The organism is Niastella yeongjuensis (genome assembly GCF_900110245.1).
Classification (GTDB): Bacteria; Bacteroidota; Bacteroidia; order Chitinophagales; family Chitinophagaceae; genus Niastella; species Niastella yeongjuensis.
Window position 1 is genome coordinate 466,184 of sequence record NZ_FOCZ01000007.1, and the last position, 14,542, is coordinate 480,725.

A 14,542-nucleotide genomic window follows, 5' to 3' on the forward strand; every position below is an offset into this window, starting at 1 on the left:
TACGATAATGCTATAAACCTGGAAATATAAATTACAAGGAAGGCGTTTCCCTGTTTTACAAACGCAGGAAACGCCTTCTTTATATGTGCTGAAAAAATTGGTATACTATTTAACAACGCTGATCTTCCCGGTTTCGATCCACACTTTGCTTGGTGTTTTTAAAGTAATGCGATATAAATAAACCCCTTTCGAAAGGTTAGACACGTCAAGATCAGAATTATGAGCGCCTGCTTTTGTATCTGCATTTAAAAGGGTTATAATTTCCTTGCCCTGCATATCAAAAACTTTTATGGTAACATGGCCTTGTTCCGGTTGTTCAAAATAAATCCTGGTGCTGCTGTAAGCAGGATTGGGGGCATTGTATATGCGCAAGTGATCAGGCAATGGAGCATCCGTTAGTGAAGGTTGATTTCCATCACCGGCAATTTTAGCCGTACAATCAGTGCATTCACCTAACTTATCTCCGTGTGCAAGGTGCTCGCGAACGTCGCACTTACTGATACAAATGGTCGTTTTACCCATATGACAAACCAGCACGTTGTCATCTTTATTACAGCAAACAATAGAAGCCTGGGAATATTTGATGGTTGCGAAATCTGTCTGAGTCTCCGAAGGAATGCCGTAACTGCTACCTGTTACATATACATTTCCCAAGGCATCTACAGCCACGCTGGTAGCGCCATCAGTTGTATTTCCGGGACCGTTGTACCTGGCTTCCCATTGCTGTTTGCCGTCATTGTTGTATTTAACTGTGGCGTAATCGATCCCGGTTCCAATCCCTCTGCTCTCTCCTGTAACATATATATTACCGGCAGCATCCAGGGCGATTGCATGTGCGCGGTCGTACCCCTTTTGAGGACCGTCATAACGGGCAACCCACCGTTTGTTGCCACTACTATCGTATTTAATGGTAGCAAATACTGCAGAAGACGGATCTCCGGGGTCAAAAAAAGGTTCCATATTACTTATGCCCGTTACATATACGTTACTCTTTTCGTCTGCGGCAATAGCCAGGGGGGCATCGTAATAATTTAATGAACCATTATATCGTTTTACCCATTGGGTATGTCCATTGCTATTGTACTTAATAGTGGCATAGTCACCATTGATACTGCCAGTTATATACACGTTTCCGGCAGGATCTATGGCCACGCCGACTGCACTTTCATCTGTATTACCGGCGTTGTTGTACCTGGCTACCCACTGTTGCACGCCTGCTACATTGTACTTAATAGTGGTAAAGTCCATGTTAGTGCCAATACCCGTGCTACCTCCGGTTACATAAACATTTCCATATTTGTCGATAGCAAGGCCGGTTGCTCCGTCTGAACCATTAGCCGGGCCATTATACCTGGCCAGCCATTGTTGTATTCCTGCTTTGTTGTACTTGATAGTAGTAAAGTCACTGCCGGAGCTGAGGCCTGTGCTCGTTCCTGTTACAAACACATTGCCATTGGCATCCACGGCTATATCCTGAGCGCCATCAAAGCCGTTCCCGGGGCTTTTGTATGTTACCGCCCATTGTTGAGCGCCTGCTGAATTGTATTTTATAGTGGCGTAACTAAGCGCAAATTCGGCCGCATTGAAATCTCCACTGGTGCCTGTTACGTACACATTGCCGTAGTTGTCCACCGCAATAGCGGATGGTATATCACGAACGTTTCCCGGACCATTATAACGGGCTTCCCATTGTTGTACACCGGCAGCATTGTACTTGATCGTGGAATAATCATTTTCAGTTCCAATGCCATAACTGCTGCCTGTTACATAAACATTTCCTGATGCATCCACTACAACACGGTTTGCTGCGTCTGCGCCACTAGCAGGTCCATTATACCTAACTGCCCACTGCTGGTTAACCTGGGCAAAACACATAACGGGAACAAGAACTGCAAACAGAAGCGATCGCCTCCAGGAGGGGCGTAAAAAATTTGTCATAAACGATATTTAACTGTTAAACGAAGATTTGATAAAGGGAAGGATATACTCTGCTTGCAAGTAGATATAGAAACGAAATTACTTTAAAAACCAGGTAAAGTTATTACATGTTGAGGTATTAAACAATGACATGCATCACCCTAACAAAGCTGCCTGCCTGCTGCGCCTTGCCGGAACTCACGATAACATGATCGGGCACCGATGCACATACGGGCTTGCCTTTCATTGATCAGGTTGTTTTACTGCGATGTCGTGGGGAACGGAATAGGTTGGGTTCTGTGGCGGTATAAAAGCATTGAGCCAACAATTTATCTTTTCCCGGAATCATCAAAAAAAAGCAGGTCGCTGACAACAGCGACCTGCTTAAAAATGGGTATTACATATAGTGCATTACAATGTAAATGAAAGTACTTTCAACTTGCCTTTTATTATCGATAAGATGTAATAAACATTATCGGAATAGCCGATTTCCAAATTAGGGGTACCTTCTTCATCCATCACTTGCTGGTGAGTGGGTGTAAGATTTGCTCCTTTTACCGCTATTGTCTTACCTGTAGCCAAAATATTTTTCATTACATTCACTTAATGAAATGGATCACGCGCGAACATCCTAAAATTGACCGCCTGGCCTGTCCCTGGTTGATACGCCGGTTTATTGATCCGCAGGCAGTAATCATTTTTGTTCCGTTTAATGAGGTTTTGAGCAAAGCTGAGCAGCTCAAGGCGATTCCTTTTGATATTCCAGGTGTGGAATACACGCATTATGGTAATGAATGCACCTTTGACTACCTGATAAAAAAGTATAATATTATGGATGCGGCGGTAAACGCGATGGCCCCAATCGTACGCGGTGCCGACACTGACCATCATGAAATAGCCGTGCAGGCAGCTGGTTTATGGGCAATCTCCGCCGGCCTTGCGTACAATCATAACGACGATTACGAACTGTTGGAAAAAGGAATGCTCATTTATGATGCCTTATATAGTTGGGCAAAATATCTGCAAAAAGAAAAGCATACCCAACAGCCGTTTGAGAACTTACTATTAGATGTATTCAACAAGTTTCTGAAAGAAAAAAAAGGCACAGGTAAAAAAATACCGGCCTGGGCACAGGAATTGAAAGATCTTATCCAAGATCATATTGATACTAACCTTAGTTTAAAAGAACTTTCCAAAGACCTTTCTATCAACCCATCCTATTTATCCAGGGAGTTCTCGAAACACTTCGGCAACCTTTCCTTTGGTGAATACATCCGCAAACAACGGATTGAAAGGGCAATGGAGTTAATGGCAACACCAACCTATTCTCTTACCGAAATAGCCTACCTCACCGGCTTTTCCGATCAAAGCCATTTCACCCGGATATTTAAGAAACATACTGGTCAAAGCCCATCAGATTATCGGAAAAAGATGCGGAAAAAGTAACTTTTGTACCAGTTGGTAATTTCTGTTCTATTCTTCGGAGCTGTAATTGGGTAACATTGCGGTTAACAAATACCCAACCGATAAAAGTGTTACAGCTATGGAAAAAACCTATAAGCTAAAAGACCTGATCTTATATTTTCTAAAGCTGGGCGCTATAGGCTTTGGCGGTCCGGTGGCATTGGTAAGTTATATGCATCGTGACCTGGTTGAAAAACATAAATGGATAACGGAAGAGGATTATAAAGAAGGTCTGGCACTTGCCCAGTTAGCACCCGGACCCCTGGCTGCTCAGTTATCGATATACCTGGGCTATGTACACTACAGGATCATTGGCGCTACGCTCGTTGGTCTTGCTTTTGTGTTGCCTTCTTTTTTAATGGTTTTAGGTATTGGATATGCTTATGTAAAAACCGGTGGATTGCCCTGGATGCAGGCTGTTTTTTATGGTATCGGTGCTGCTGTCATTGGCATCATCGCTATAAGCAGTTATAAATTGTCAAAGAAAAGTTTGGGGAAAGACTGGTTGTTGTGGGGAATCGCTATAATAGTGGCAATTGCTACGTTTGTTACAGAAAGGGAGATCCTCTGGCTGATGCTGGCAGGCGGCTTAGTTGTGTGGTTATATAAAGCGCCGCCTAAGTTTATCTCGGGCAAAGCCACTATTCTTTCTCCTGTTCTGTTACAGATCACAACCGCTTTTACACTTAACGGGAAACTAATACAAACAGGCTGGTTCTTTTTTAAAGCCGGGGCATTTGTATTTGGTAGTGGGTTGGCTATTGTACCTTTCCTATACGGCGGTGTGGTAAAAGAATATCAGTGGCTGAACGATCAACAATTCCTCGATGCAGTAGCCGTTGCCATGATCACGCCCGGCCCGGTAGTAATTACCGTAGGTTTTATTGGTTATCTCGTTGCAGGCTTGCCAGGGGCCTGTGTGGCTGCTTTGGCTACGTTTTTGCCCTGTTATCTTTTTACGATTCTTCCGGCACCCTATTTCAAAAAATTCGGTAAACACCCCTCTGTTAAAGCTTTTGTAGATGGCATTACCGCTGCCGCCATTGGCGCCATTATAGGGGCTGTTTTTGTATTAGGTAAAAGACAAATAACTGACATGCTCGCTGCTGCCATTGCACTTATTACCATTCTGGTATTATTGAAATTCAGGAAATTGCAGGAACCGGTTATTATTGTCGTTGCAGCGATACTTGGCCTATTCATAAAAAGCTGGCTCTGATGTCAGTTGGAACAGCCATCTTACGGGGTTGAAATAATTATTGATTACTGTTTCCATAGTAATCTTTCCTATAGTAGTTAATGATCATATAATTCTGTATCCAGTGGTCCTGACTAAGCGTCCATGTCTTTCCTTTGTCAGCAGAATAAAAGTTTAATGATGTCCTCATCAAAAGATTATGACTTTCAAAATCTCCGTAAAAGTCATAATTTATAAGAAAAAAATAGCCTTCGTCAGGCGTTGGTAAATACACTATATTAACGCCTTCCTTGTCGTCGGTTGCGAAAAAAGTTATCTTGCCTTTAACCCGACTACAAAAATTGTTGATATCATTACGGAATAATATTTTCAGCATACTATCGGTGTCACATTTTTGTTTGTGATCCGAATAATCCCTTTTCAACTCAGCTGGAATTCCTTTACCCCAAAATAGCATTGCGGAATGGTATGTAGGATACCAGATGGTGCATACTTGACTCAAATATACCAACCACCCTAGATTTGTTGCCAATATTTTTATTATAACGATTCTGGTGTATTGTCACGTGCCAACAAAAAAGCCTCCTGACAGGTGTCAGAAGGCTTCTAAAGTAAGCGGCGTGCTTGTTTAGGCTTTTTCCTGCTGCCATTCGTCCACTGTTAATACGTCGGCCTTACCTGGAAACAGTTTTGTAGTTAAAAACTGATGCACTTCTTCGGTCCTGTCGGCACAGCCGTCTGATAATACGGTGATGCGATAATCTTTGTCGGCTGCTTCGCTGAGGGTGGAAAGCACTACCCCACTGGTAGCAATACCCGTCAAAACAATATGTTCAATTCTAAAAGCGCTCAATAACACTTGCAGGTCACTACCCGAAAAGGCGCTCACCCTACGTTTTACAACAACACATTCATTTTCTTTTGGCGCCAGGTCGGGGTGAATAGCAATCAGCTCAGCTGCAGGGACGCTGTCAATTAATTGTTTGGCGTTCATAAATGATTTGTTGTTGGTGCTGATCTCGGGAGCGCCCTGTCTAAAACCCACAACCACGTAAATTACCGGTATTCCCTTGCTGCGCGCGTTGGCAATAGCTTTTGCTACATTGCCGGTAACAGCTGCAGCGCCTGGAAACATACCTAGCATTACGGTTTGCATGTCCATTACCAATAGAGCGGTGTTGTTTTTGTTGTTGCTCATGAGTTGTATTTTTTATGAGTAGAATTATACTTTTTCTGCTACTTCGATTTCAGCCTCCTGCAGTTCCTTGCTGTTTTTTTTATTTAATCGTTCCGGCTTAAGATAACGTGAGAATATAAATACAATGACAATGGCTATGCAACCCTGTAACAGCATGGTTAACGGCGCCGATATTTTTTGGGAGGCGAAACCAACAAGTAAACTTCCCAATGGCAACATGCCAAAGTAGGAAAGAGCTATATAGCTCATTACCCGGCCGCGCATATTGGCCGCTGCTTCCATTTGAATAATGGTAATACTGGCCGTCATGGGTGTAAGCGAAGCAAACCCGATCATGATCCCGAAAGGAATTGACCAGTAAAAAGAAGTGCAAAAGGAAAATCCTATTAACCCAATACCCAGAATGCCAGTAGTGGCAAGCAGTACACGGGTAAGATCGGTAGTCTTTTTTAAAGCTGCGAGAAAGAAACTTCCGCCTATGGCGCCTAGTCCGCCTGCGCTGGCGATATAACCAAAGGTGCGGGCATCACCTTTAAAGATCACTTTAGCAAAGATCGGTGTCAGGGTGTCGTAGGGCAACACCAGCAGCGCCATGCAGATCATTACAATAATTATGATGGCTATGCGCGGCGTTTGTTGCAAATACCTGAACCCTTCTTTTAGTTCAGCCATGACTTTCTTTTTGGTGGCCGGTGCAACGAAGGGTGGTAATTTCATCAATAACAGCGAAGCAAGTACCGCCAGAAAGCTCACTGCATTCAACGAAAAACAGGCTGAGGCGCCGAACGATTGTAAGACAATACCTGATAACGCAGGACCAATTAACCTGGCTAAATTCACCATGGCCGAATTCAGGGCCAGGGCATTGGCAATATCTTCCTTGTTGTTTACCAGTTCATGCACCATGGGTTGCCGGGCTGTGGTGTCGAAGGCATTTACAACACCCAGCAGCACGCTCAACATCAATATTTCCCAAACAAGATCATGACTGGTAAACGTGAGCATCGCCAATAGTACTGACTGGATCAATGAAATGGATTGGGTGATCAGTAATATTTTGCGCCGACTGTATCTGTCAGAAACAATGCCTCCCAACAAAGAGAACAAAAATGAAGGGAACTGTTGCGCAAACACGGCCAGCCCCAGCATAAAGGCGGAATGGGTAATGGAATAAATAACCCAACTAACGGCAGTGCGTTGCATCCAGGTGCCTATCTGTGAAACGGACTGCCCACAAAAAAACAATGCATAGTTCCTGTTACGGAATGCCCGGAAGGCGTTTCTTTTTTCAGTTGCGTTCATAAATAAACGAGGTTCGGTTGTTTTACATTTCGACATTAATTGGCAAAATGTCGAATATGAGGCAAAAAAATTATTGTTCAATGGCCAGCATCGTCATTCGTACCAGCATATCGATAGCGGGTTCCATGCGTGTATAATTATTATCGAGCATGAACTCCCGTTGCAATCCACGCAGGCTGCTTGTAAACACAAAAATGATGGACTCCCGTTCTTTGGGGTCCAGTGTAGGGGTAGCACCTTTTTTTGCGCCCTGTACAAATACCGGGGTCAGTAATACGATCTCTTCTTTCCTGATCTTCTTTTTAATGTTGAGTTTCTTATGGGCGTATTGTGATATTTCATCGGAGCTCATACCACTTTCCAGCGCATCGAAGAACGTTTTTCTTTTACGGGAAAGCTTTGCTTTAGTGAGCGCAAATGCACGCAATTTTTCTTCGGTAGTGGTGGCTTGTTCTACCATGCGGGTGATCTCGGCTATAATATCGCTGATCTCTGCATCCATTACCGCGTCAAATACTTCGTCTTTGTTCTTATAATAATAGTACAACGAGCTTCTGCCCTTGCCTACTGCTTTGGCAACATCGTCCATGGTTACCTTTTGGTAGCCATGTTTTTGAAACAGCTGCTGGGCGGCCTGCAGGATCTGTTGCTGAATAATATCTTCTTTTTGTACGTTGTTCGCCGGCATGGTGCAAAGGTAAAGCCATTTTCGACAAAAAGACAAATATTGTCGAAAGTAATTCTGATAAAATTCTGGCAAATGACTTTAAGCGTTCTCAATTCGCTGTTCCTACCTCATTGCCTCATCCCAGGCAATATATAGCATGCTTAATTACGTAGTCGCTGAATTACACATAAATTATAATTAAGCAGTTGCTTAATTATTTTCTGAATATAATAATGTTAGGGATTCTTGTATAAGTTTCTGACGCTGTTTTTATTAGAGAAAGCGTAAATGCTATATAGGTTGTTTATTTTGAAATATAGATAGACTGATCTGTCTATTTAATGTATTATTTTCTTAGTTTTGGTTGTCATTAAAATAGCGCCTTGAAAAAAATATACAATGAACCAAAAAGATTTTGACCAAACTATCAAACTACCTCTGCACAGGCAAACGCATACAAACGGATTATCAAACGGACTGATCGTCCTGATGTCGCTGGGCACATTTATCATTTTTTTTCAGGGTTTTATGGTAGCCCCCCTCTTGCCTAATTTAGCAGGCTACTTTCAAGCAACAGTAAGGCACACTTCATTTATTGAACCGGCATATCTTATGGGCTACGGTGCGTTTACATTAATGTATCCACCACTCAGTGAACGCTTTGGGCGTTATAAGCTCATTCTTTTTTGTATGAGTGTATTTGTGGTATTGACTGTTATTACTGGTTTTGTACAGACCATCGATCAGATGATAATTTTAAGGTTCTTTACTGGTATAGGGTGTGCAGGCGTATCTCCCACTACCTTAGGCTGGATAGGCAATAAAATTCCCTATGAAAGAAGAGGACAAGCCCTGGGCATATTCTTTGGTTTAATGGCCGGAGGTACAGCATTAGGCTCAAGCGCGGGGGCGCTTCTGGCTTCTGTAACAGGATGGCAGAACCTTTTTTTTGGCGTGGCGGGAATGGGTGTTATTGTTATGTCACTCATTATAACGAATCGCGAACATTATATTGACAAAAAGCTTGCGTCGGCTTCTAATCATACAACCCGGAGAGGCGCAATTTCTATGCAAATACTTTCAGAGAAAAGGGCAAGGAAAACTTACGCTTTTGTGCTTTTCAACGCGATGTTTCATAGTGGGGTTTTTGCGTGGGCTGGCGTTCTTTTTTATAATCGTTATCACCTGGATGAAAAAGGAATAGGACTTGCGTTGCTTGGTTATGGAATTCCCGGTCTGATTCTTGGTCCATGGATGGGAAAACTGGCTGATCGCTATGGGCGAAATAAGGTAATCCCAATAGGAATAATAATAGGTTCGCTTACCGTTATTGTTCTAAGCCTTCCCATTATACCACTTTGGGCCGCCTGTATTCTTGTAGTAACACTTTCTCTAAGCTTTGATCTTACGCATCCATCACTGGCTGCAGTCACTTCAACCTTCCCCAATAAAAGGGGCGAAGCCACCGGTTTATTTGCCTTTTTTCTCTTTACAGGTTATGGTGTGGGAAGTCTGGTGTTCAGCCTGATTGTTATTATCGGGCTAAATAAAACCTTTGCAGTTTTTGGTGTAGTGGCGCTCCTTATTTCGATCCTTTCAGTTCGTGTTTTCAGATACGAAAAATGACAACTTTTATGATCATTAAATCGATAAATTATGTTCGAAGAGTTAAAAAAAATCCTTCTTAGAGATCTCAACAAACTTAGATCAGAGATAGAACTTTACCGGGATGAAGAAAAGATGTGGCAGATTGAAAAGCGGATCAGCAATTCAGCAGGGACCCTCTGTGTTCATTTGACTGGCAGTCTAAATCATTTTATAGGTGCTCAGCTTGGTCATACCGGCTACATCAGAAACCGGGAATTTGAGTTTTTACCTGGTATTCTTCCAAAAGCCGTTTTGATCAAAGGCATTGAAGATGTAATGGAAATGGTAAGCCATACTTTGGAAAATATGAAAGAATCGCAGCTTAAAGAAGTTTTTCCACAGTTGCTGTTTGACGAAAAAGTAACTACAGGTTACTTACTAACACACGTGGTGAGCCATCTTAATTATCACCTCGGACAGATTAATTACCACCGGCGATTGCTGGACAATTTTTACGACCATGGCAAAGAAAGCAATGAAGAAAATACCTAAAAAGGCAAACCCTGGAGACTATCCAACAGAGGAGAAGATCAAAGAAGCTGCGAAACGGGTTTTCATTCATAAAGGCTTCGCCGCAGCCACAACACGCGAGATCTCTGACGAGGCTGGTATCAATTACGCTTTATTGCACTATCATTTTCGTAGTAAAAAGAAGTTATTCGATATTGTAGCGCAGGAACAAGCGGCTATTTTCTTTGGTGGAATTTATCCAATCGTCAACAACGAGACTACATGCCTGGAAGAAAAAATAAAGGCGATTGTGGCCTACTATACAGAAATATTGCTTAAAGAGGCCGGACTGGTATTATTTATCTTAAGTGAAATGCAAAACCGGCCGGAAAGGATCTCCAGGCTTATGAAAGCGAACCGTGGGCTAATCAAAGCAGTTATTGCGCGACAAATGCGGGAAGCCCGGCCAGATATTCATCCGATACATTTACTCATGAGTATGTTAGGGATGGTTCTTTTTCCATTTATTGGTAAGGAAATTTTTCGGCAAACAATGGAGATCGATAAAAATGCATTTGCCAAAATGTTAAAAGAGCGGATCAAATTGCTGCCGGATTTAATAAAAGGTATGTTAGGTATCTAAATTTTTTTGCCCCATAATTAAGCATATGCTTAAATCAATTGCATAAATAGAAACACCGATACCAATATTTAAAACCACCGTGGTTATGAGCTTTTAAAAATTCGTTCTAGGATGTTTTGATGACGAAGTTGTGCTGTTCCCCGCCGTTTACTGGAATGCACTGCTAAAACAAATGAAACAGAAGTGATTGCCTTTCTGGAAAATATAGGGGCGATTGAAACAAACATCCAGGTTGCTGAAGACCGCTGGAGGTCTGAAAGATACGACAAAGAGCAGAAATTATACCAGGCAGGGAACGAAGGATCGATCATAACAGTTGGGAGCAAAAGATAAATTTTACAAACTACTTTAAATATAACTACAATGACAACATCAAAAAATCAATCGGAAGCTTACCGCAAAAAAGCAGAAAAGGAGATCGCCGGATCGCAAGCCGTACTGGAAGCCCTGGTTGGAGAAGGCGCGGAGGTGATCTTCGGACACCCGGGTGGTGCAATTATTCCCGTTTATGACGCACTATATGACTATAGAAATAAACTTACTCATATTCTGGTCAGGCACGAACAAGGAGGGATACACGCGGCTCAGGGCTATGCCCGCGCTTCCGGTAAGGTAGGTGTTGTTTTTGCAACGAGCGGCCCTGGTGCAACCAATCTGGTGACGGGAATTGCCGACGCAATGATTGACAGCACTCCCGTTATCTGTATTACTGGTCAGGTCTTCGCCCATTTACTCGGTTCAGACGCATTTCAGGAAACAGATATTATAAATATTTCGACTCCCATAACTAAATGGAGTTATCAGGTAACAGACGCAAAAGAAATTCCAGATGTAATGGCTAAGGCATTTTACATAGCCCGAACCGGTCGTCCGGGTCCGGTTTTAATAGACATTACTAAAAATGCACAACTTCAAAAGTTTGACTACAGGGGCTACATTCAATGCAACCATATTAGAAGTTACAAGCCCTCTCCTGCCATACGACCTAAATACATACAGGAAGCCGCAAAGCTAATTAACAAGGCCCAAAAGCCATTTGTTGTATGGGGACAGGGAGTGATACTGGGAAACGCGGAACACGAATTCAAAACTTTTATTGAAAAATCCGGTATCCCCGCAGCCTGGACTATATTGGGGGCGGGGGCCATCCCGACGGATCATCCGTTAAACGTTGGGATGTTGGGCATGCATGGAAATTATGCCCCTAATGTACTCACCAATGAATGCGATGTATTGATCGCCATCGGAATGCGTTTTGATGACCGCGTGACAGGACGGCTTGATAAATACGCAAAGCAAGCGAAAGTGATCCATTTAGATATTGACCCTGCTGAGATCGACAAGAATGTAAAGACTACGGTACCGGTTTGGGGTGACTGTAAAGAAACCTTACCACAACTAATTGAACTGGTAGAGCAAAAGGAACATAAGGAATGGCTGCAAAAATTTCATACATATTATCAGGAAGAATTTGATATTGTCATAAGCAATGAAATCGCACCAACATCTATAGAAATCACGATGGGAGAAGTCATAAATACATTAAATGAATATACCAACGGAGAAGCAATAATAGTTTCTGATGTTGGCCAGCATCAGATGATTGCAAACAGATATGCTCAGTTAAATAGGACCAGAAGTAATATAACCAGTGGAGGATTGGGGACTATGGGATTTGCGTTACCCGCTGCGTTAGGCGCAAAATATGGAGCACCTCATAGAAACGTAATAGCTATTGTCGGCGATGGTGGATTTCAGATGACCTTGCAGGAATTAGGCACTATCATGCAGAACATGATCGATATTAAAATTATCATTCTCAATAATCACTTTTTGGGAATGGTTAGGCAATGGCAGGAATTATTTAACGAGAGCCGCTACTCCTTTTCCAACATTGATAGCCCCGATTTTGTGACACTAGCAACAGCATATCGTATTCCGGCCAGATCTGTTTCTAAACGAGAAGAACTATCGGCCGCTTTGCAGGAGATGATGAATGCAAAGGGCTGTTTTCTACTTGAAGTCGTTGTTAGTAAAGAAAACAATGTATTCCCAATGGTACCACAGGGATACGGCATAAGCGAGATTAAACTCAAATAACTATGGATCATTCGTTAGTAGATATAATTGCTGAGGACCTGGAGGTGTTATTCTGCGGAATAAACCCCGGTCTTAAATCAGCGATAGATGGTCATCACTTCTCTGGCAGGAGTAACCGGTTTTGGCGGGTTTTACATCTCGCCGGGTTTACCCCCCATGAGATCGTAGCAAAAAAAGACCGAACAATACTCAACTACGGATATGGTCTAACCACCGTAGTTGAACGACCTACCTCACGTGCCGATCAATTGTCGAAACAAGAGTTTTCAGATTCAGCCGGGATATTCACCCAAAAAATAGAAAAGTACAAACCCCAATACATCGCCTTTCTTGGTAAATCAGCTTATCAGGCCCTTTCTGGCTTGAGAGATATTTCCTGGGGAGTTCAACAAAAAAACATAGGCGAATCTATTGTTTGGGTGTTGCCTAACCCCAGCGGGCTAAACCGCGGTTTTAGTTTAACAGAATTAACAATCAGTTATAGGCAAATGCTGGAAGCAATTAAGCAAGATCATAATTAATATAAGATGAGGCAAAATAGAATTCAAACGTGGATGCTAAGTCGATTACGGGCAGCCCTTATCTTTGGGATATTTAGCAGCCAGGTACCGAAAAGAGCTTATTCGCAGCAACAACTCTCGTTGAAAGACGCTTTGAAAATTGGAATTGAAAACTATGGGACCATCAAAGCTAAGGGAAATTACGTTGCTGCGTCGAAAGCGCAGGTTAAACAGGCCAGGTTGGATTACCTGCCGAACCTTAATCTGGCGATAGAAGTCAACTACGGAACAGCCAACGGTCAAAACGGCCCATTATATGCCTTTGGTCCAACAGGCATTGCTACCACTGGGTTGCCGTTAGCTGCACAAAACTGGAGCGCCGATTTTGGTTCATTATACCTGACGAACGTGAACTGGGATTTCTTTTCTTTCGGCCGCACCAGGGAAAAGATAAAAACGGCGGGTCTTAAAACCGAGCTGGATGACGCAGACCTCAGGCAAGAGATCTTCCAACAACAAATAAGGATCTGTGCAGCCTATCTGAATCTACTTGCTGCACAGCGGTTGACCACATCTTACCACAAGAATCTCGACCGTGCCGATACATTGCGGCAAATTATTGTACGTAAGGCACAAAAGGACCTGCTGGCCGGTGTGGATTCTTCACAGGCTAATGCTGAAGTTTCCAGTGCAAGAAGCATCCTGCTAAAAGCAATGACCTATGAAGACGAGCAAAACAGTGCCCTGATCAAGCTTTTGGGCACTGTTTTTCAGAAGATCGATGCCGACACACTTTTTATAACCCAACTGCCGGGATCTGTTCCAATCAACGCAGATTCAGTGTCAGCACACCATCCCATACTGCAATACTATAAAAGCCGCGTCCTCTACAGCGATCAACAACTGAATTATTTTAAAACACTTAATTACCCAACATTGAGTTTGGGCATGGCGATGCAGAGCAGAGGCTCGGGATTCGGCAACAACTTTTCATCGGACAGGCTCAGCTACACGAAAGGCCAGACGGATGGGATCGGTTTTGACAGGAGCAACTATGTTGTAGCACTCGGCATTACCTGGAACCTGACCCAGCCGGTTCGGATAAAACAGCAAATTAAATCGCAAAAATTGATAAGCCAGGGTATCACTGATGAGCTGGAATTGGCTCGGCAACAGTTGGCGGCGCAACTTGACTTTTCAAATGCCAGGATCAGGAATGCAATCGCAGATTACTACGAAACCCCAAAGCAGGTAAAGGCTGCAAGGGATGCTTATTTTCAGAAGTTGGTCCTTTATAATCATGGATTGACAAACCTTGTCGACGTAACCCAGGCGCTCTATTCTTTGGTGAGAGCAGAAACAGCCCGGGATATTGCCTATACTAATGTTTGGCAGGCACTTCTATTCAAATCTGCATCCGTTGGGGATTTCAATCTCTTTTATGATAATTTATAAC

Annotated in this window: 13 protein-coding genes; 8 read left to right on the forward strand and 5 right to left on the reverse strand. The window is 42.9% G+C overall.

Annotated features, from left to right (window positions below):
• Positions 1-105: 105 nt before the first annotated feature.
• Together BMX95_RS20955 and BMX95_RS34580 are read right to left on the reverse strand one after the other, a co-directional pair.
• Positions 106-1,938, reverse strand: coding sequence for an SBBP repeat-containing protein (locus BMX95_RS20955; protein WP_081203716.1), 1,833 nt, complete (start codon positions 1,936-1,938; stop codon positions 106-108).
• Positions 1,939-2,328: 390 nt separating this feature from the next.
• The gene (locus BMX95_RS34580; RefSeq protein ID WP_133054049.1) at positions 2,329-2,511 is read right to left on the reverse strand and encodes a hypothetical protein; all 183 of its coding nucleotides are present in this window, start codon (positions 2,509-2,511) and stop codon (positions 2,329-2,331) included.
• Between the two features lie 12 nt (positions 2,512-2,523).
• Between BMX95_RS34580 and BMX95_RS20960 the strand changes: the two genes are divergently transcribed.
• On the forward strand, positions 2,524-3,363 hold the full coding sequence (locus BMX95_RS20960) for a chromate resistance protein ChrB domain-containing protein (protein ID WP_081203715.1): 840 nt from the start codon (positions 2,524-2,526) through the stop codon (positions 3,361-3,363).
• A 97-nt stretch (positions 3,364-3,460) separates the two neighbouring features.
• Entirely contained in the window at positions 3,461-4,600 is a 1,140-nt protein-coding gene (locus BMX95_RS20965) for a chromate transporter (protein WP_081203714.1), read from the forward strand.
• A 607-nt stretch (positions 4,601-5,207) separates the two neighbouring features.
• Here BMX95_RS20965 and BMX95_RS20975 read toward each other — a convergent pair.
• The 3 genes from BMX95_RS20975 to BMX95_RS20985 all read right to left on the reverse strand — a co-directional run bounded on the left by BMX95_RS20975 (position 5,208) and on the right by BMX95_RS20985 (position 7,767).
• Positions 5,208-5,777, reverse strand: coding sequence for a cysteine hydrolase family protein (locus BMX95_RS20975; RefSeq protein ID WP_081203712.1), 570 nt, complete (start codon positions 5,775-5,777; stop codon positions 5,208-5,210).
• Between the two features lie 24 nt (positions 5,778-5,801).
• The gene (locus tag BMX95_RS20980; RefSeq protein ID WP_081203711.1) at positions 5,802-7,079 is read right to left on the reverse strand and encodes an MFS transporter; all 1,278 of its coding nucleotides are present in this window, start codon (positions 7,077-7,079) and stop codon (positions 5,802-5,804) included.
• Between the two features lie 70 nt (positions 7,080-7,149).
• Positions 7,150-7,767: a TetR/AcrR family transcriptional regulator gene (locus BMX95_RS20985; RefSeq protein WP_081203710.1), complete on the reverse strand. Its 618-nt coding sequence runs from the start codon at positions 7,765-7,767 to the stop codon at positions 7,150-7,152.
• Between the two features lie 378 nt (positions 7,768-8,145).
• On the opposite strand from BMX95_RS20985, the gene BMX95_RS20990 reads away from it, so the two are divergent.
• The 6 genes from BMX95_RS20990 (at position 8,146) to BMX95_RS21015 (ending at position 14,541) form a co-directional block, all read left to right on the forward strand.
• Positions 8,146-9,372, forward strand: coding sequence for an MFS transporter (locus BMX95_RS20990; protein ID WP_081203709.1), 1,227 nt, complete (start codon positions 8,146-8,148; stop codon positions 9,370-9,372).
• A 30-nt stretch (positions 9,373-9,402) separates the two neighbouring features.
• Positions 9,403-9,885 (forward strand): DinB family protein, encoded by a 483-nt coding sequence (locus BMX95_RS20995; RefSeq protein WP_242673234.1) that lies wholly within the window; start codon positions 9,403-9,405, stop codon positions 9,883-9,885.
• Positions 9,854-10,486, forward strand: coding sequence for a TetR/AcrR family transcriptional regulator (locus BMX95_RS21000; protein WP_081203707.1), 633 nt, complete (start codon positions 9,854-9,856; stop codon positions 10,484-10,486). Before BMX95_RS20995 ends, BMX95_RS21000 begins: the two co-directional genes overlap by 32 nt.
• 363 nt (positions 10,487-10,849) lie before the next feature.
• Complete coding sequence (gene ilvB, locus BMX95_RS21005) at positions 10,850-12,586, forward strand: biosynthetic-type acetolactate synthase large subunit (protein ID WP_081203706.1); 1,737 nt, start codon at positions 10,850-10,852, stop codon at positions 12,584-12,586.
• Positions 12,587-12,588: 2 nt separating this feature from the next.
• Positions 12,589-13,107, forward strand: a complete 519-nt coding sequence (gene mug, locus BMX95_RS21010; protein WP_081203705.1) for a G/U mismatch-specific DNA glycosylase — start codon at positions 12,589-12,591, stop codon at positions 13,105-13,107.
• Positions 13,108-13,227: 120 nt separating this feature from the next.
• Positions 13,228-14,541 carry a TolC family protein gene (locus BMX95_RS21015; RefSeq protein WP_207631714.1) on the forward strand — a complete coding sequence of 438 codons (1,314 nt, stop codon included), beginning with the start codon at positions 13,228-13,230 and terminating at the stop codon, positions 14,539-14,541.
• Position 14,542 lies beyond the last annotated feature (1 nt).

Bases quoted from the DNA above. Each gene is read 5' to 3' on its own strand.
- BMX95_RS34580 (WP_133054049.1), bottom strand. From the start codon at position 2,511: ATGAAAAATATTTTGGCTACAGGTAAGACAATAGCGGTAAAAGGAGCA.
- ilvB (WP_081203706.1), top strand. From the start codon at position 10,850: ATGACAACATCAAAAAATCAATCGGAAGCTTACCGCAAAAAAGCAGAA.
- mug (WP_081203705.1), top strand. From the start codon at position 12,589: ATGGATCATTCGTTAGTAGATATAATTGCTGAGGACCTGGAGGTGTTA.
- BMX95_RS20990 (WP_081203709.1), top strand. From the start codon at position 8,146: ATGAACCAAAAAGATTTTGACCAAACTATCAAACTACCTCTGCACAGG.
- BMX95_RS20995 (WP_242673234.1), top strand. From the start codon at position 9,403: ATGTTCGAAGAGTTAAAAAAAATCCTTCTTAGAGATCTCAACAAACTT.
- BMX95_RS20975 (WP_081203712.1), bottom strand. From the start codon at position 5,777: ATGAGCAACAACAAAAACAACACCGCTCTATTGGTAATGGACATGCAA.
- BMX95_RS20965 (WP_081203714.1), top strand. From the start codon at position 3,461: ATGGAAAAAACCTATAAGCTAAAAGACCTGATCTTATATTTTCTAAAG.
- BMX95_RS20985 (WP_081203710.1), bottom strand. From the start codon at position 7,767: ATGCCGGCGAACAACGTACAAAAAGAAGATATTATTCAGCAACAGATC.
- BMX95_RS21000 (WP_081203707.1), top strand. From the start codon at position 9,854: ATGGCAAAGAAAGCAATGAAGAAAATACCTAAAAAGGCAAACCCTGGA.
- BMX95_RS20955 (WP_081203716.1), bottom strand. From the start codon at position 1,938: ATGACAAATTTTTTACGCCCCTCCTGGAGGCGATCGCTTCTGTTTGCA.
- BMX95_RS20980 (WP_081203711.1), bottom strand. From the start codon at position 7,079: ATGAACGCAACTGAAAAAAGAAACGCCTTCCGGGCATTCCGTAACAGG.
- BMX95_RS20960 (WP_081203715.1), top strand. From the start codon at position 2,524: ATGAAATGGATCACGCGCGAACATCCTAAAATTGACCGCCTGGCCTGT.